We start from the raw sequence: 18,165 nt of genomic DNA, 5'->3' as shown, positions 1-18,165 counted from the left end.
ACTCTTTTACCTAATTCTATAGCCCTGTCTTAGAAGTTAAATTAACATCTTTTGGTACAAGTTGTGATGCTGGTTTTACAATTGGACGTACAAATCGAATAACCGCAAGTGAGGCAAATACTGCTAGTCCTCCCGCAAGTAAAAAGGCAGCAGTGTAAGTTCCTGATCTCTCAACAAGGAAACCGGTTAATGTAGGCCCAATGATTCCTGCTGTATTAGCCAAGAAGTGCATGAACCCTCCTACGGATCCAACGTTATTTTTGTCTACTACATCGTTAACGATTGCCCAGTAAATAGCTCCTGTTAAATACAGAAAGAACACGGAAAGGGCAACGAGTGTGACCGCACTGACTGTAGTTGTTACAAGGCCTGCTACACCTATGCAAACGGCTGATAAAAACAAACATGTGACAAGTACCAGTTTACGCGAAAACAGCACTCCTTTTTGAGCGAATTTTTTGGAGAAGAAATCTGATACGAAGCCTCCTAGAGCAAGGCCTATAAAACCGAGAATCCAAGGAATGACGGTAGTAATACTCATCTCTTTTACACTCAGGCCACGCGCATCTACTAAGTAACTTGGAAACCAAGTTAGGAAAAAGAACAAAATGTAGTTGTAAGCAAAAAATGCAAATGCTGTGAATAACACAGTTCTATGTTTTAAGTAAAAAGTTAGCTTCAATTTACTTTCTGTTGCTACAGGAAGTTCTTGCGTTTTTAGCTCTTCTGATGTATCCGAAGGTTTTTCTTTAACAAATTCCCACCAGCAAACAGCCCAAATAATCCCAATTAACATAATGGCAATAAAGGAAACTTTCCAGCCATATGCAATTGCAATAAAACCAACAATTGGACCAGAGATAGCGCCTCCAAGAGGTGTACCGCTGTTAGTCAAACCAATAACAGTCGCACGATTACTTGATGGAAACCAGTTATTTACCATTTTACTTATTGTAGCAGAGAGTGGACCTTCACCCATCCCAAATAAAACTCGAATAGCAATCATACTTGCAAAGCCTACAGCAATGACCAGAGCACCGCTAAATATTGACCACACAATCATAGCTACAAAAAGAGTCAACTTAGCACCGTATTTGTCAGAAGCCATTCCTCCAAGAAAATTGAAAATTGCATAGCCTACAGAGAAACTACTAAAAATAATTCCCATCTCAGTGGGCGTAAGAGATAAATCATCTTGAATAAAAGGAGCTGCAATTGATAATGCAGAACGATCTAAGTAATTAATAATTCCTGCTAAAAATAAAAATAAAATGACAATACCTTTCCCTTTTGAAAACATAAATACCCCCTTGTTTGTAAAGCCATTGCTTTCTATTGAAAGCGGTATCATTATGAAGCAAAGCTAAATAATTTCTTTCTTCAATCAAGATCATTTTGTAAAGTAAATCGATTTACTAAGAATCAAGCAAAAAAGTACTTCTTTTTTGCTTGATGGTTTCTAACAAGAAGTTCCAAGAAGCAGAATTGGTTTCAAACGATGGATGCTGGTATCGATTTTATCCGTTTTATTAATTTGATTAAAAAGAAGCTCTGCTGCTAAATTCGCCATCTGTACGGTAGGCTGTTTAATAGTTGTAATCGTTGGCGTATAAAGCTTTGCAAACGATACCTCGTCAATACCAATAACAGCTAGGTCTTGTGGTATTCTTAAATTTTCTTTTTTTATATATTGCAGAACTTCATTAAGAACAATATCGTTCCCTGCTAAAATTGCCTTAGGCGGCTGGGATAGAATGAATAGCTCAGAAAGCGCTTCTGAAATCTTTTCTATATCTGCTGTTTTAATATAATTTTCATTGGGACTTATTCCATGTGATAACAATGATGATTTATACCCTTCAATTCTCTCGACCCGCGGACTAATATTTCGAATGATGGAGGTAGTTACAATGGCAATATCTTTGTATCCTTTTTCAACAAAGTGATCAATTGCCAGCTTAGCCGCTAAGTGATTATCAAGCATGACCGTAGCAATTTCAGGTTCTGTAATGGTTCGATCCATAAACACAATAGGAAAATTTTCTTTTTTCATTTGCTTATATAAGTCTGGATTGCCCCCTGTAGGGAAAATAATAATACCATCTACTTGTTTTGCTTTTAACATTTGAATATAATTTTTTTCTTTATCAGGCTCATCGTCAGCGTTACAAACAATAATATGGAATCCATGGTTGTAAAAATAGTTCTCTATCGCACGAATGATTTGAGTTGAAAACGTATGGAGTATATTGGCGACAACAACTCCTACTGTAAACGTCGATTTTTGCTTTAAACTACGGGCTAAAATATTGGGTTCATAGTTTAAATCTTTAATTGCTTCTTCAATCTTTTTTCTGGTCTTTTCACTCATATGTTCGTATCGCTTGTTCAAATATTGAGAGATTGTACTTTTGGATACCTTAGCATGTTTAGCTACATCTGCAATAGTTACTTTGGCCATAACATTCATCCCTAACTTATAAAGAGTAGTTGATCCAAGATTCATGTAATCAAACAATATTTTATTGTATTAGGAATATATTTACAATTATTTGTTGATAGTTTTTATTTCTACGGCTCCATTTGATAAGGAATGTGATAGTCTAAACGCCCGCGTAAGCCATGAACCCTCCATCAACTGGTACTGTGATACCCGTAACGAAGCCGGAATACGTTTCATCTGCAAGCCAAAGTAGCGTTCCTAGTAAATCCTCTGGTTTTCCAAACCGCTTCATTGGTGTCGAAGTAATAATTTTGTTGGATCTTTCTGTTAAGCTTCCATCATTATTAAGCAATAAATTTCGATTCTGTTTTGTTAAAAAGAATCCTGGAGCGATAGCGTTTACTCGTAAACCAGCTTCAGCAAAATGAACAGCCATCCACATGGTAAAGTTATTAATAGAAGCTTTAGCAGCACTATACGCCGGTACTTTGGTCATCGGTGCATATGAACTCATAGAAGAAATGTTAATAATAACGGGAGACCTTGCTTCTAATAAAGCTTTTCCAAAAACTTGACTAGCTAAAAACGTTCCTATGAAATTACTAGAAAACACTTGTGAAAAACCATTTTCATCTAAATCAAAAAATGTTTTTTCCTCCACCTTTTCACTATACTTTTCTCCCTCTGTAATAGCATCAGGATGGTTCCCGCCGGCGCCGTTAATAAGTAAATCAATATGGCCAAATGTTTTAAGAATTTCCTCTCTTGCATGTAATAAAGAATCTCTATCTAATACATCGGCCTTAACAGAAATAGCTATTCCACCTAATTCCTTGATCTCATTAACTATTTCTCTTCCTTTATCGATAGTTCTGTTCAAGATAGCTACTTTCATACCTTGACTCGCTAACTCTTGTGCCATTTTAGAACAAAGAACACCGCTACCCCCAGTAATTACAGCAACTCTTCCAGTTAAATTTTCGTGAATTGAACCCATTCTTTCTCCCCTACCTTATGGACTTGATGCGCATCCCATAGACCAAGTAAGTACATGATTCCTAAAGCTCGATCATATAACCCGTAGCCAGGGCGACAAACTTCTCCCCAAATATGACGACCATGATCAGGTCTTACGTAACCGCTATAGTTTTGATTGCTTAATTCTTCTACAACACCTTGAATGTTGATGGATCCATCTTGTGTATAATGAGAAGTCTCTACAAAGTCGCCATTCTCATAGATTTTTACATTGCGAACATGGGCAAAAGGCGAACGGGAAGCATATTTTTTAGCAATCTCCACCATATTATTTTTAGGATTAGCGCCCATTGATCCTGTACATAAAGTGAATGTGTTAGATGGTGAATCGGATATAGCCATCAACTTTTCATAGCTTGTTTCGCCTGTAATAATACGCGGTAATCCAAAGATTGACCAAGGTGGATCATCCGGATGAATGGCTAATTTAATTCCACATTCCTCTGCTACAGGTAACACTTCTCTAAGGAAAAATTCTAAATTCGCCCATAATAAATCTTCATTTATCTTTTTGTACGCCTCAAATAACTCCGAAATGTGATCCAGTTTTTCAGGCTCCCACCCAGGTAACGTCAGATCTGAGGCTGCTGTTACAGTACGAATTAGCTCTTTAGGGTCAATATTTTCTACTTTTCCTTTTTCATAAAATAAGGCAGTAGATCCATCCGCTAAAGGATGAAACATTTCAGTACGAGTCCAATCAAAGATTGGCATAAAGTTATAACAAATGACTTTGACCCCAAATTCTGCGAGATTACGAATTGTTTGTTTATAGTTCTCAATATAAAATTCTCGCTCTGCATTCCCTAATTTAATAGATTCGTGAACGTTAACGCTTTCAACAACATCCGTATGAAAACCAAATGATCGAATATACTCGATTTCTTTTTGGATTTCTTCTATTTCCCATACATCCCCTACAGGCTTTTCATGCAATGCCCAAACAATTCCTTTTACACCGGGAATTTGTTTAACCTGTTCTAAAGTAACTGTATCATTTCCTTTTCCATACCATCTAAAAGTAATATTCATGATAACACCTCCGTTAGTGCGCTACACTTTTCTATATATTTCTCACTTAATTTAACAACAGCTTCATACCCCCGATTTTGATAGGCTTTGTTTAAATCACTCCCAATGCCAATAGCTACAGCACCTGCGTTTATCCATTCTTCCATGTTATCTAAGTTAATTCCGCCTGTAGGCATGATTTTCACGTTAGGTAGCGGACCATTTACAGCTTTAATAAAAGATGGATCAAAGTGGCCTGCAGGAAATAGTTTAAGACTGTCGCATCCTAGTTCAAGAGCACTAGCCATTTCTCGAATGCTCATACATCCGGGGATATAAGGAATACCGTATCGATTACAAAGTTTAGCCACATCTTCAACAAAGTGAGAACTTACAATAAATTTTGCACCATTTAAAATAGCATGACGAGCTGTTTCTGAATCTAGTACAGAACCTGCTCCTAAAAGCACATCTAGCCCTTTTAAGGATCTAAATGTATCTTCAATTTGAGGAGTAGTATACGTTAACTCGATTGCTTTAATGCCGCCTTCTACCGCCGCTTTAGACAATTCAGTTGCTTCACTCGCATCTTTCCCGCGAATGACAGCGACCACCTTTGTACTCGTTAATGCGTTAATAGTTGAATATTTATTCATTTTTTCCTCCTTAGTCAAATACGATAATGGCTTTACGAACTTGTTCTGGATGTGCTTCTACAAAATTAAACGCCTCTTGTACTTCATCTAATGCAAATTGATGCGTTATTAAACCGTTATGACAAAGCTTCTTTTCATTTAATAGTTGAACAATTTTAGGAAATTGATTTGTTTGCAATCGCGATCCTGTTACTGTTATTTCTTTTTTAGTAATAGGCAGCTGCGAGATAGCAGAAGGCCTTTCGTCAAATCCAAGCACGACTACACTTCCTGCAGCCGATACTACTTCAAAGGACAATTCAAATGTATTTGGTAAGCACACGGCATCAATTACTACGTTTGCTCCTTTTCCATTCGTCCATTCTTTAACTCGGTCTCGAACGTCTTCACGCCCAGCATGAACGGTAACATCAGCTCCATTTTCATTCGCAAACCCTAATCGCTCTTCACTTAAGTCTGTCATTATTACAGTTGCTCCTTGAAGTTTGGCTAATTTTAATATACAAATTCCAATAGGTCCTGCTCCCTGAATGAGTACCGTATCTCCTTTTTCTACCTCACCTCTCCAAACAGCTTGGGCACCTATAGTGTAAGGTTCTGCCAATACGATTTCTTCCCAGGGAAGAGTTGAGTCTACAACATGAAGCTGCTTCTCTGGAAGTACGAACCATTCCCTCATGCCTCCATCTTCATGAACACCGAATACAGATAGATTTTCACACACGTTCGGCCTCTTTTTTTGGCATGCGTAGCACTCCCCACAGTAATTAATGGGTTCTACAACTACATGATCACCGATTTGGATACCGGTAACTCTCTTACCAATCTCCATAACTTCTCCTGCTACTTCATGACCAACGACACGTGGTAAAGTAGCAAGAGGGTTTGTACCATGATAGATATGCATATCAGATCCGCAAATTCCTACTCGTTTTGTCTTAACTAAAACATCTGTAGGATTTAAAATTTTTGGCCTTTCAGTTTCTTGGATAACGAGTTTATGAGCTTGTTTAATTTGAACCACTTTCATTTTTTCACCTACTCCTTTAGAAATTCGTATACGCTTGAGGCGATCGTAATCCCTTGTTCTAGGTTTCTTTCTTCATGTAACTGTTCAATTTCCCCCGGCACATATACACGTTCAGTTGCTGGAGCGGGCGGTACTTGCTGTAGCTCTTCTATCATTTGATCCATTTGTTCTAAAAAGTGATTTTTATCTGTAAAGAAAGAAGGGTTTATTACACAAAAATAGTGACCAAGCTTTCTTTTTTTATCAAGGTCCCCGTACATTTTACTAATGTGAGGGCCAAATGCAGCTCCGGCTAGTAAGCCAGAAAATACATCTACAATCACAGATAAACCGTACCCTTTAGGCCCGCCGAATGTAGAAAGAGAAACGACCTTATTAGGATCTGTTACAGGAATGCCATTCTCATCTACTCCCCAACTTGCAGGAATTTCTTTTCCTTCTTTACGGGCTTGAAGAATTTTTCCGAAAGCTACATTGGAAGTAGCCATATCAAGAATAAATGGCTTTTTTGTTTTTGCAGGTATACCATAAGCAATTGGATTTGTTCCAAGAAAAGATGCTTTTCCTCCAAACGGTACAACAATCTTATCGGTGTGTGTCATGGCCATTCCAATTAATTCGGCTTCTGTTGCTTTTTGAACAAAATAACTTAATGCACCGCAGTGGCTGCTGTTTATAACAGTAATCATGCCAACTCCATTTTCACCGGCCATCTTAATCGCATGATCAACAGCAATGTTGCCAATTACATGACCAAACCCGTCATCTCCGTCAACAATTCCAGTTACAGGTCCCGTAGAACGAAAAGAAATGTTAGCATCAGGATTAATTCCACCCGCTCGCAAACGATTTATGTAGTGCTCTGTTCTTAATACACCATGTGAATTTACATTTCTCAAATCTGCGTGAGTCAATACGTCTGCGATTTGTTCTGCATACGCTTTGTTTACCTTTTCCTTAGTTAACTTTTTAATAACTAGCTGTTTAACTTCTTCCACTTGTACAGTTACTGTGGACATTTTTACCCCCTACATGATAAAAAAGTTTGATGAATTCAACTTATCATTTTAATAGTTAGAATAATTAGATTTTTATTCTGATAACTTCTATTAATCTACCTTTCAATAATCGCTTCTTTCTGCATAAAAGCTGAAACTTCTTCTAAGTAAGGCAGCCCTTCATTATCTCCTGATACAGTCGTAACTAGAGCTCCTACACTATTCCCAAGTTCTAATCTTTCATCTAAAGATAATCCATGTAAATATCCATAGACATACCCAGCATCAAAACCATCTCCTGCATCGACTGTGTCTATCGCTTTAACTTTAAAAGCATTCTTTCGATACCATTTTCCATTGCTGTATACCTTCGAACCATTCGCACCGTCTTTAATTACAAGTTGATAGATACTGTAATGTCTGGCTAGGCTTGCTAACTCACTTTCAGAATTACTTCCTGTGATCATATTTATTTCATCAAGTCCAGTTAGCAAAATATCAACATGTGGAAAAATTTCAAAATAAATGGATCGCGCCTCTTCAATTGTCCATAACTTCAGTCTTATATTAGGATCGAATGAAACAGGGATTCTTTTTTTTGCCGCAATTTCAATTATCCTTTTGACAATTTCAATATTTTTATAGTCTATAGCTAAGAACACACCTGTTATATGTATTAAATGAATGTTCTCAAACATCGTCTCCTGAATATCTTCTGGTTCTAATGTTAAAATGGGAGACTGATGTCAATAATAAAAAGTTTTTCCTGAACCATCTTCTCTAATTTCTTTAAAATTTAGAGATGTAGAAAAGCCATTTATAAACGAAACGTATTCCATATCTATTCCTTCACCACGTGCAAAGTTATAAATGAAACGCCCAAATTCATCTTTTCCTAAACGACTCAGCCATTTTGTACGTAACCCAAGTCGTGCGCAGCCAACAGCAAAATTAAGTTCAGCCCCTCCCACTTTTCGTTCAAAATTTGGAACAAATCGCAAAGGTCCTGTTATGGAAGGATTGAGAGTAATCATAGCATCACCTAAAGTGAAAACACCACATGTAGAGGACATTGAATCGCCTACCTTTCTGACTAGATATAACTTTCTTATATGATGTACTAGCTAATCTGGTTAAAGCCACATGGACAATTAAGTGTATCTGAAGTTAAACAAAGTTTTAAAGTAAATCGGTTTTGTAAACCGGTTTTGTAAATCGATTTATTAAAAGTATAATTGAAAGCACTTACATTTTCAATAACAAAAACAATTATTATTATAAAGATTCAGAAAAATAAATTTATTATTGTTTTATTCATTACATAAATGACTCTATTTTAGGATACGTATATTAAAAATAAATAAGTTTTCACCTCTTTGTTTGAAAATAGCAGATTTGTTTATTATCTTTGCTTTTGAAAATTTGTAAATTATTTTAGACATAAGAAATAGTCCATCATAAAATGGACCTCAAAAAGTTAATTTGTTTCCGTGTGCTTAATAAATCTTTGTTATTAAGCCTTGTACGGTAACATATAAGCTATTGCCTTCTCTGCCTTAATACATCTTCTATAAAATGCTGATACAAATAATTAATAAGAGCAGTCGCAATCGAGATAACAAAAAGTTGAAAACGCGTCATGTTGACCATTTTGTATACCTTCAGTTTTTCTGCCAGACTCGTCAAAGGATAAGCAAATAGATAATCAAATAGAACGTTAATCAGCAAATATTTTTTGAAATTTCCATAGGTCAGCTTGAATACCCAAAAATTAGCTACAAAAAATGGTCCAAAGATAAAAGATATATCGCTTGCAAGTTTAGGAAAAAGAGGTTTTCTCACTTTCCACCAAGTAAAGCTTTTAGATAACTCACTGATAAAAGCAATAACCAATGAACTAAACGTTAAAACAGGTAGGTATCTTTTAAAGACAAATTTATCAACTTTTACTATAGACAGCCAAGGCAATAAAAGTACTGCCAAAAGCGTTAACTTTCCTTTCATTATGTACCCGACTCCTGCCGTTACGAAAATGTAAGCTAGATCATATCCTCTTTAGTTTGTGTAATAGGCTCTTTTTTATGTGCTTATTACACTGCGTTAGTTCTTTTATTCGCCTTTTATTACAAGATTTTTTGCTTTCAGGAAATTATTGATTCTCATATTCTGCATGTGCATGGAGAAAATACGGAGGTGAATGTTTAAAAGGAGGAATTAAAAATGACTACAGTACGTGAAGTTATGACTAAAGATGTGAAAGCTTGTGCACCGCACGACCCAGTAACAGCAGCCGCAAAATTAATGCGTGATATTAATTGTGGTTCTGTGCCGGTGTGTCAAGAAAATCGAGTAATGGGAATGATCACAGACCGTGATATCGTGTTAAACTGCGTGGCAGATGGAAAAGATTGCAACACTGTGCATTGCCATGATTGTATGACTAAAGATGTAATTACGTGTTCTCCGGATACGGATATTCACGAGTGTGCACGTATGATGGCTGACCATCAAATTCGCCGCATTATTGTAGTGGAGAATAATAATATGGTTGGAATCTGTGCAATCGGCGACCTTGCGACAGTGAACGTATATGTTGATGAAGCCGGTGCAGCATTAAGCGAAATTTCTAATCAAGTTCATTAAAACTTTTCAGCATATAAATCCTTAATGCTTGCACAAAATAACCCTGTCTGCAAGGAGGTGCTAACATGCCAAATTTAAACGATAACAAATTTAAAAAGATTCAGTCTGAGAGTCAAAAGCAAGGAAAGTCTCAAGAGGAATATGCGGCTGAGCTTGACGCTAATCGTGCAAAAAGCCAAAAGAAAAAGTAACAATAAAAAAGGATTACAATCGGCAGAGGCTCGTTTGTAATCCTTTTTATCATCCCGTTTTGTTACAGGCTGCGATCAGTTATAAATGTGTAGTGAGTATATGCTTCATACTTCTCACCGGGCTTTAATACACAAGAAGGAAAATGCTTATGATGAATAGCGTCCGGTAAACCTTGTGTTTCTAGGCAAACACCGAGATATTTCTCTGAGTGAACGCCTCTGATTTCGAATTCTTCGTCTAGATGATTTCCAGTATAGAGAACAACTGAAGGCTGATCCGTTTTGACTTCTATTTTGCGGCCGCTTGCAGGATCAAATAATGACATCTGATTTTCAGCTTCTGCTTCTAAAAGAAATGGATGATCGTACCCTTTACCCACTAATATATTTTGCGGATGTGTAGAGTCCACACCTTCCTTGAGACTATGTCCTTCTCTAAAATCAAATGGGGTACATGTGACATTTAGCGTTTCCCCAGTAGGTAAAAGATCATCATTCAATTCTAAGAATTCGTTACTTTTCATCTTCAAAACATGATCCAAGACCGTTTCTTTTAGATTTCCGCTTAAATTGAAATACGTATGATTTGTTAAATTGATAAGAGTGTCTTGATCTGTTGTTCCTTCATAAGAAATATGGAACTCATTTTTATTCGTTAATGTATACGTAACTTTCACTTCAAGGCTGCCGGGATACCCTTCTTCTCCGTCTTTACTTACATATGTAAATTCAACACCTACATGATCACTTGCTTCAATTATTTCGGCATTCCATATTTTGTGGCTGAATCCTTCTTTTCCGCCATGCAAATGGTTGTTTCCTTCATTTTTCTCTAGACGATAGGTTTCATTATTAAGCTCAAACGATGCTCCACCTATACGCCCTGCTACGCGTCCGACCACAGCTCCGAAATAAGGCGAATATTTCTGATATTCTTCTATTGAATCAAATCCCAATACAACACTTTCACTCTTCCCTTCAGAATCCCGCATTTCAATATTTGATATCACACATCCATAGTCAAGGCAGGTAATTTTAAGCCCTTCATCATTTAGTAAGGTATAAGCATGTACAGCTTGATTGTTTAGTTCTCCAAATTTCTCTGAGTTTACTTTCACTTTTAATCAGTCCAATCCTCTTTTTATTCGTAAATTGCTTAACGGACCCTACATGTTATAAACATCGGATATGTTGTCATAGTTCCCTCCGCAATTCTTCCTGAATCTTCATTATTCTCATTTTATTGTAATCGTGTACATTTCTTAATTCAAGCTTGAATGATAAAGGCTGGCCACTGGGTGTCATTGCTATTTCTTTAGTATTCCTAAGTATTCTTCCCAAGGTCCTACATCTTCTCTATATCGTTCTGCCATTACTCGAACAATTTGCGCAATATGGGTTAAATCATGAGCAACCCAAGTCGAGAGCAACTCTCTGACTTTTACTTCCCCAAACTCAGGGTGTTCTCCTCTCATTTCAAGGTGCTTTTCATGCTTAACTAGCAGCTTTAGTTGATGTAAATTCTGTATTCTTACCTTTTTGAATTCAAGAAGCTTCTCTTCAATAGAATTAGCAGATTCCTTGTTTAAATGGGCATAGCGGTCAAACGGAGGAAAAGCTCCCTCTTTTCCTTTTTGAAGGATAAATTCTAGCCTTGGTATCCAATTGTTTTTTTCTGCTTCTATTAAATGTTCTATGACTTCGGAGGTATCCCACGTTCCTTCTCCTTCATTGCATTGCAGCCACCCTGCAGATAGACCAGACAAAAGTTTTTCAAGCGTTTGTGGCGTATGCTCAAGTATTTCAATCGCTTCTTTTAAATTAAAATTCATATCAATTCCCCTTTCTCAACGTAATGATGCTGAGCTGTCAGTTATGTAAATCCTTTAGAGATTATAGTCAATTTTACCATAATTCGCTTCTATTAAAGGAGCCAACTATTTTTCTAATTCCTTTTATGATGACTAAAACAAAATAGGAACACATGTTTGGTTTTTCTCTAAAAATATGATAAAATATATATAGGCTAAAACGCAGTGAGTATCAGTCTGAATAGGCACTGCTCATTCGTAAAATAGATTGCTAGCAACTTTTCATCTTGAGCTTTCCGTGTGAATTGGAGTGAGACAACAGTGAGTAAAAATCAAAAACGATGGACAAAAGAAGAAGATAGATTTCTTATCCAACACTATGGCGCTATGACGCTTCAAGAGATGGGTAAGTATTTACATAGAAGCAAGGAATCGGTTAATAAACGACTTACTCGATTAAACCTTCGTGCTTCGGATACAGCTTTACGTAAAAAATGGACGCTTGAGCAAGATGCTTTTTTGCAGGAGAACATTGATATCATGAATAACCGTGAAATAGCACACTCCTTAGGCAGAAGTCCTTCTTCTATTGCTACGCGCATAAAAGTTTTGGGACTAACACGAAAAACGGCGATGCGAAGATGGACGCTGCAAGAAGACGAATATTTGCTAAGGTATTACGGAGTAAAACCTCTTTCACACATATCAGCTAAATTAGAGCGAAGTGTGCAAGCGCTAGAATCGAGGTTGAACCGTTTAGAAGTGTATGGAGCCAAAGTACACGTAGGACATATTACAGCGTGTGAACTAGCAGCCTGCCTTGAAGTAGATGTTCATACAATTTACAAGTGGATTCATAAAGAGAATCTACCGTATAAAATGATCATCGCCAAGACCAGAACATTTATGGGAATTGACATTCAATCTTTTTGGAAGTGGGCTGAACAAAATAAATCGTGCCTTAACTTTTTTAAAATACCTAAAAATACGCTTATTCCAGAACCAGCGTGGGTAGATGCACAGAGAAAACTAGACTATGTAAAGCGCCCTAAATACGAGCATAAAAAGTGGACAGCAGAAGAAGATGCCAGATTGTGGCGCATGTTTTATCAGGAAAAGCGCAATCAGCGAGAAATTGGGCAGCTGCTCGGGCGCTCGAGAAATAGCGTGCAGCGACGCTTAGAGCGTTTACGTAAAAAGAAACTAGCTAGTTAAACGATAAAAAGCTTGGAATAAGCTATGCTTACCCCAAGCTTTTTTTATTGATATGACTTTTTGTTAAGCTTTAACTGCTTTTTCCCAATCTGCTGCAAATTTTTCCATTCCTTGGTCAGTTAACGGATGTTTTGCTAATTGCTCAATAACAGCGTATGGAATTGTGGCAATATGAGCTCCTGCAAGTGCTACACGCGTTACATGATCCGGGTGTCTTACAGATGCTGCAATAATTTGAGAGTCGATGTTTTGAACGCGGAATAACTCAGCAATTTTAGATACTAGCTGTACTCCGTCTTCTGAAATATCATCAAGACGTCCTAAAAATGGAGAAACATACGTCGCTCCAGCACGAGCTGCTAAAAGCGCTTGATTTACTGTAAAGATCAAGGTTACATTTGTCTTTACGCCTTTCTTTGCAAGGTAGCGCGTCGCTTCCAAGCCAGCTAATGTCATAGGCAGCTTAATCGTAATGTTTTTATCTCCGTCGTTAATTTTAATCAGTTCTTCAGCTTGAGCAATCATGTCTTCAGCAGAAAGTGCGTCAGGCGTTACCTCAGCGGAAACGGATTCAACTTCCGGTACCATTTGAAGAATTTCTTCGATGCGGTCTTCAAACCTTACGCCTTCTTTTGCTACTAAAGATGGATTGGTTGTCACACCAGCTAGAACACCTACTTTGTATGCTTTCTTAATATCCTCAAGGTTTGCTGTATCAATAAAAAATTTCATCTCACTATTCCTCCTTATTGTTGTACATCAATCTGCATTTCAACTTGCGCGAACTATAGCCTAGCCAATTTGCTGCAGGGCATATAGGTTTTCTATAGAAGCGTTTTCAATCTCTTTTGCAGTTAATACCTTTAATTTTTCTAAAAATTGTATGGCGTCCACTCGGTCTTCAATGTCTTCTTCTGTACGAATATTCTCCGTTTTAATCTGATGGATACATTCGTTGATGACTTCTTTGTACGCATTCGTTTGGATAAACCATTCTGCTAACAGCGTTTTTGTTGCTTCTCTTTCTTCTTCACTTTTAACTGCAAACAAACTCTCTGTTTCCGTTTCACTCAGCATAAGACTGCTAAAATCGTGATTCATACAAAGCCAAAAATAACCTTTTTGGCTATCGTAATACTTTCCTTCTCTTAAAAGAAAATACTTGATTCCAAATTTAATTTTATGAGATTGGTTCTCTGAACTCGGCATATGAATTTCTTTTATTTCTACGCTTTCTGGTACATCCAGATATGTTTCTAAACCGTACTTTGTATTCACTACTTTTGCATCCAATATGTCCATCCTCATTCTCCTTTTCTCAAATTCTATTTATTTTTATAAAAACAGAGGTCTGATTTTATGTAATAACGAATCCCGTTTTTATGGATGTTTTTCTTAACCAACCGACATGTTTTACTGTTTACGCTTTCATTATATATCAGATTATTCGAAAAATCATCAAAAACAACCAAATTCATTCAAAAAAAGTCATAAAACCATAAAAAGTAGTCAAAAAAGGTCATTATTCATTAAAAATAGATGAACTTTTATGTTGATTGCGTGCTTCAACGTTTCTTAAGGTAATTACCTTTTCCAAAAAAACGACTTTTATTACATACCCTTTCTGCAAAAATATACTCATTCGTTTCACCGTTTTTTCACTTTAACATGATATCCTGTAGTATACTTTTGTTTCACGTGCTAATTCTCATGAATTTTTGCTATTTAAGGTTATTCATTTTTATTAGTGGGAAAGTTACATAAATACAACACGTTATAGGGGACTTTAACATGGATAAGAGAATTGAAACATTAAAAGAAAAGCTGCCTGATAATCATAAGGAGGTTGCTGTTCTGACCTCTCATATTTTTGATGCGCTTGATAAATTAACAACTGAACATCGCAGATATGTTGATATTTCGGCAGCAGCCAAAATAAAGCCGAATCCGGATGAAGAGAAAGCTTTTTTTGATACCATTTATCAAGTGAAAACACTCATTATGTCAGAGCTTGAAAAAACCGTTGAGGATATCGAGCATAAAGGTGATAAAAACTGGCATAAGAACTATAAAGATGGAATCGAGTGATAGGTAAATAAAACGTTTAAAAGCCTGTGCTTTTTGGAGCACAGGCTTTTTCCCATGAGATTCTCTACACTCTACTGGCTTGATTTGGAGAGATCTTGGAATTCAATCATTGAAGATTTAATACCGTTACTTTTTCACGAGTCATAGATTCAATACTTTTACGAATGCCTTGAGCACCCATACCGGATCCTTTTACGCCGATAAAAGGAAAATGATCAGGACCGCGTTCTGTGCGGCCATTGATTTGAACGGAGCCGACTTCCATTTTATTTGCAATTGAGAAGGCTTTATTAATATCTTTTGTAAAAACACTTGCTTGTAAGCCAAATTCTGATTCGTTTGCTATATCAATAGCTTCTTGGTCAGAAGCGACGCGAATAATTGGTAACACAGGGCCAAATGGTTCTTCCCATGCTACGCGCATAGTATCATTTACGTCATCTAAAAGAGTAGGATAAATAAGGTTGCCTTCACGCTTGTTTCCAGTCACAACTGTTGCACCTTTTCCTAGTGCATCTGCAATTAAAATCTGAATAAAGTCCGCTGCTTTGCTATCAATTAATGGAACGATCGTACATCCATCTTCAGGAGAACCGACTGATAGTTTATGTACTTCTTCTTTTAAAATATTTACGAGCTCGTTTGCCACTTTTTCATGCACAAGTACTCGTTTAATAGCTGTACAGCGCTGGCCGGAATAAGAAAATGCTCCGCTTATAATATGTTTTGCTGCTTCTTGTAAATCTGCATCTTCACATACAATACCCGGGTCTTTTCCTCCAAGTTCTAATACAAGAGGAATCATGCCTGCCTTTTTAGCTAATTGAGTACCCGTATTTGTTCCTCCGGTAAATGAAATCATGTTAATGCCTTTATGTTCAACTAAATAATCCCCAATAACAGATCCGCGACCCGTTACGACGTTTACAAGACCTTGTGGAATACCTGCTTGATGAAGAGCTTCAATCATCTTAATACCGCTGATCGCTCCTTGCGTTGCGGGTTTGAAGATAACTGCATTTCCTGAAATAAGCGCAGGCGCCAGTTTAGCAGCTGCTAAATTTACCGGATAATTAAAAGGAGGAATTGCGAGTACAACCCCTAAAGGCACGCGTTCAACAATCGCAACTTTAGACTTAGAACCGCCAGGAAAACTATCTCCCTTCATGCTTTCTCCGTTCATATGAAGGGCTTCTTCAACTGTATAGCGAATGAAATCAGCTGTGCGCACTACTTCATTTCTTGCATCTTTTAAGCTTTTTCCAACTTCCTTCATGATAATTTCGGCAATTTCACTCTGCATTTTCACCAGCTCATCCGCCCATTTGTATAAATATTTTGCACGTTCTTGCAGAGAAATTTCTGCCCACCCTTTCTGAGCTTTCTGCGCGGCATGTACTGCTTCATCGACCTCTTCTTTTGTGATAGCCTGCACTTTTCCAATCACGTCATGACGGTATGGAGAAACAATGTCGATTGTCTGCCCTGATTTGCTTTCTTTCCACTCACCGTTAAGATAAAAAGAATAAGTTGATACATTTAATACCGTTGTTGTCATAAAAAGTCCCCCTTAATAAAAGTAAAAGTGAAATTTATTATCAAAATTTTCAGTCTTTTTACAAATGAAAACTCTGTGAATATCTGAGCAAAAAAGAATTCTAGCTGTATCCATTTCTATAACTTTTTAATATCGCTTGTAACTTCCTTAAACTTGTTGCCTTTAAAGCAGTAGCTTTTCTCTTTTCGACTCGAAACCAAAGCATCATATAATTTAATGAATATTTTGTATTTTTAATATATATAAATTTCTTTCATTCGTACAATACAAAAAAGTTATCTCAACGATTAATAATTTTAATGATTTATATCCCCCCTACGAAAAAAATTTATGACTTCCTACTTTTTCAGGGAAAATAGGAGTTTTAAGCTCCCTTGATTATATTTATTTTGAGGGAGATATCGAGGAGATGCACTACTCTTTTTGTTCTATGTGTTGAGAAAATAAAATAAGGGTATAAAATAAATATAGGAAAATGAAGATAAAAGTAGAATATATATCCTAAAGGGAGGGATTTATTGTGATTGTTACTTTAGGTTTTCTGGCATCAATTATTGCTTTGTTTATGCTTTTTACTAACCGGACGTCCAATATCCCGGAAGAAATAATCCATGAAACAACAAATGTCAATAAGGAAGAGCAGTATATGTATTATATATAAAGCGTCTTAACAGACGTTTTTTTGTTGCGCTTTTTACAAACTCTATAGCGGTTAGAAACGGCCCTCACCTATCATTTATCTTTATTTGTCAGTGCCTGATAGCCATAGATAGTTAAGCAGAAACTAATAAACGAAAAAAAGATATGTTTTGGCTTAAAGTTAACTAACGTAAATAAGTCCAATTTTTGATACAAGTAACTTAGCGGAAAAGCAAATAGTGAATCCATAAGTAAATTGACGAAAATAAATCTCTTAAAGCTGCCAAACGTAAAATGAAAGATCCACAGTGTCCCTACCAAAAAGGTCCAAAAATAAAACTGCTATCGTTTAAAATTTTCCTTTCCACCCTCCTTTTACACTCCACCACTTGTAAGGAATAGCTAATGAGCACATTCCAATTACTAAAGATGAGGCAAAAAGAGAAGCGGGAAAATAGGTTCTAATTGATTTTTTCGGCATAAAAACAAGGGAAATCCACAGAAGAAACAATTGAAGAATTCTGATGACATTGGGCATATTAGTAAATTCTCCTTTCTTATGTTAACATGCTTAAATGTAATTGGATTATGCCTATATCAAAAAAACAGGATAAGCTCTGTTGCTCTGTGAGTTATTTACAACCGGTGGAACAATCATAATTAAGACAGAGCACAGCTTCCAACAAAACGTTTAAGAGCTAATTCTTTTTAAATGAAAATATCTGAATTCAAAATACGACAGACTTCGACACTATCTATTTGTTACTATATTTTTTAGGTTCTATTTTTAGATTGGAACCATTTTTACATAAGTAATTCAACAATTTAAGCCTTTAAAATGACG

The 18,165-nt window shown here is 36.5% G+C and carries 18 protein-coding genes and 1 pseudogene; 4 read left to right on the top strand and 15 right to left on the bottom strand.

The window, feature by feature from the left end; all coding sequences use genetic code 11:
- Positions 1-16: 16 nt before the first annotated feature.
- The 9 genes and pseudogenes from Q5794_RS09745 to Q5794_RS09705 all read right to left on the bottom strand — a co-directional run bounded on the left by Q5794_RS09745 (position 17) and on the right by Q5794_RS09705 (position 9,180).
- Entirely contained in the window at positions 17-1,300 is a 1,284-nt protein-coding gene (locus tag Q5794_RS09745) for an MFS transporter (protein ID WP_374989031.1), read from the bottom strand.
- A gap of 159 nt (positions 1,301-1,459) precedes the next feature.
- Positions 1,460-2,461 (bottom strand): LacI family DNA-binding transcriptional regulator, encoded by a 1,002-nt coding sequence (locus Q5794_RS09740; RefSeq protein ID WP_214987836.1) that lies wholly within the window; start codon positions 2,459-2,461, stop codon positions 1,460-1,462.
- Between the two features lie 142 nt (positions 2,462-2,603).
- Complete coding sequence (locus Q5794_RS09735) at positions 2,604-3,440, bottom strand: SDR family oxidoreductase (RefSeq protein ID WP_214987833.1); 837 nt, start codon at positions 3,438-3,440, stop codon at positions 2,604-2,606.
- Complete coding sequence (gene uxuA / locus Q5794_RS09730; protein ID WP_374989030.1) at positions 3,416-4,513, bottom strand: mannonate dehydratase; 1,098 nt, start codon at positions 4,511-4,513, stop codon at positions 3,416-3,418. The genes Q5794_RS09735 and uxuA overlap by 25 nt, the downstream gene beginning before the upstream one ends.
- Positions 4,510-5,148 carry a bifunctional 2-keto-4-hydroxyglutarate aldolase/2-keto-3-deoxy-6-phosphogluconate aldolase gene (locus Q5794_RS09725; protein WP_374989029.1) on the bottom strand — a complete coding sequence of 213 codons (639 nt, stop codon included), beginning with the start codon at positions 5,146-5,148 and terminating at the stop codon, positions 4,510-4,512. The genes uxuA and Q5794_RS09725 overlap by 4 nt, the downstream gene beginning before the upstream one ends.
- A gap of 10 nt (positions 5,149-5,158) precedes the next feature.
- The gene (locus Q5794_RS09720; protein WP_374989028.1) at positions 5,159-6,178 is read right to left on the bottom strand and encodes a zinc-binding alcohol dehydrogenase family protein; all 1,020 of its coding nucleotides are present in this window, start codon (positions 6,176-6,178) and stop codon (positions 5,159-5,161) included.
- A gap of 8 nt (positions 6,179-6,186) precedes the next feature.
- Positions 6,187-7,197: an ureidoglycolate dehydrogenase gene (gene allD / locus Q5794_RS09715; RefSeq protein ID WP_374989027.1), complete on the bottom strand. Its 1,011-nt coding sequence runs from the start codon at positions 7,195-7,197 to the stop codon at positions 6,187-6,189.
- 95 nt (positions 7,198-7,292) lie between these two features.
- Positions 7,293-8,249, bottom strand: a pseudogene (locus Q5794_RS09710) (sugar kinase).
- A gap of 466 nt (positions 8,250-8,715) precedes the next feature.
- A complete protein-coding gene (locus tag Q5794_RS09705; protein ID WP_214987823.1) occupies positions 8,716-9,180 on the bottom strand; it encodes a hypothetical protein in 465 nt (154 codons plus the stop codon).
- A gap of 216 nt (positions 9,181-9,396) precedes the next feature.
- On the opposite strand from Q5794_RS09705, the gene Q5794_RS09700 reads away from it, so the two are divergent.
- Together Q5794_RS09700 and Q5794_RS09695 are read left to right on the top strand one after the other, a co-directional pair.
- Complete coding sequence (locus Q5794_RS09700; RefSeq protein WP_013056563.1) at positions 9,397-9,819, top strand: CBS domain-containing protein; 423 nt, start codon at positions 9,397-9,399, stop codon at positions 9,817-9,819.
- Between the two features lie 65 nt (positions 9,820-9,884).
- Positions 9,885-10,010, top strand: coding sequence for a hypothetical protein (locus tag Q5794_RS09695; protein WP_013056562.1), 126 nt, complete (start codon positions 9,885-9,887; stop codon positions 10,008-10,010).
- A 62-nt stretch (positions 10,011-10,072) separates the two neighbouring features.
- On the opposite strand, the gene Q5794_RS09690 is transcribed toward Q5794_RS09695, so the two are convergent.
- On the bottom strand, positions 10,073-11,128 hold the full coding sequence (locus Q5794_RS09690; RefSeq protein ID WP_192997711.1) for an aldose epimerase family protein: 1,056 nt from the start codon (positions 11,126-11,128) through the stop codon (positions 10,073-10,075).
- A 189-nt stretch (positions 11,129-11,317) separates the two neighbouring features.
- Positions 11,318-11,842, bottom strand: coding sequence for a DinB family protein (locus tag Q5794_RS09685; protein WP_374989026.1), 525 nt, complete (start codon positions 11,840-11,842; stop codon positions 11,318-11,320).
- 300 nt (positions 11,843-12,142) lie between these two features.
- On the opposite strand from Q5794_RS09685, the gene Q5794_RS09680 reads away from it, so the two are divergent.
- Positions 12,143-13,036 (top strand): sigma-70 family RNA polymerase sigma factor, encoded by an 894-nt coding sequence (locus Q5794_RS09680; protein ID WP_374989025.1) that lies wholly within the window; start codon positions 12,143-12,145, stop codon positions 13,034-13,036.
- Positions 13,037-13,099: 63 nt separating this feature from the next.
- Here Q5794_RS09680 and fsa read toward each other — a convergent pair whose 3' ends face one another.
- Complete coding sequence (gene fsa / locus Q5794_RS09675; protein ID WP_013082751.1) at positions 13,100-13,768, bottom strand: fructose-6-phosphate aldolase; 669 nt, start codon at positions 13,766-13,768, stop codon at positions 13,100-13,102.
- A gap of 60 nt (positions 13,769-13,828) precedes the next feature.
- The gene (locus Q5794_RS09670; RefSeq protein WP_033578705.1) at positions 13,829-14,338 is read right to left on the bottom strand and encodes a hypothetical protein; all 510 of its coding nucleotides are present in this window, start codon (positions 14,336-14,338) and stop codon (positions 13,829-13,831) included.
- Between the two features lie 489 nt (positions 14,339-14,827).
- Here Q5794_RS09670 and Q5794_RS09665 point away from each other — a divergent pair, with 489 nt between their 5' ends.
- The gene (locus tag Q5794_RS09665; RefSeq protein ID WP_013082749.1) at positions 14,828-15,124 is read left to right on the top strand and encodes a hypothetical protein; all 297 of its coding nucleotides are present in this window, start codon (positions 14,828-14,830) and stop codon (positions 15,122-15,124) included.
- 106 nt (positions 15,125-15,230) lie between these two features.
- Here the strand turns inward: Q5794_RS09665 and Q5794_RS09660 are convergent, their stop codons facing one another.
- A complete protein-coding gene (locus Q5794_RS09660) occupies positions 15,231-16,682 on the bottom strand; it encodes an NADP-dependent glyceraldehyde-3-phosphate dehydrogenase (RefSeq protein WP_192997708.1) in 1,452 nt (483 codons plus the stop codon).
- A 988-nt stretch (positions 16,683-17,670) separates the two neighbouring features.
- Positions 17,671-17,859 carry a hypothetical protein gene (locus Q5794_RS09655; protein WP_251034203.1) on the bottom strand — a complete coding sequence of 63 codons (189 nt, stop codon included), beginning with the start codon at positions 17,857-17,859 and terminating at the stop codon, positions 17,671-17,673.
- Between the last annotated feature and the right edge of the window lie 306 nt (positions 17,860-18,165).

The organism is Priestia megaterium (genome assembly GCF_041941685.1).
GTDB lineage: Bacteria > Bacillota > Bacilli > Bacillales > Bacillaceae_H > Priestia > Priestia megaterium_C.
The sequence above is the reverse complement of the archived record's forward strand: the minus strand, read 5'-3'. Positions and strand labels throughout refer to the sequence as shown.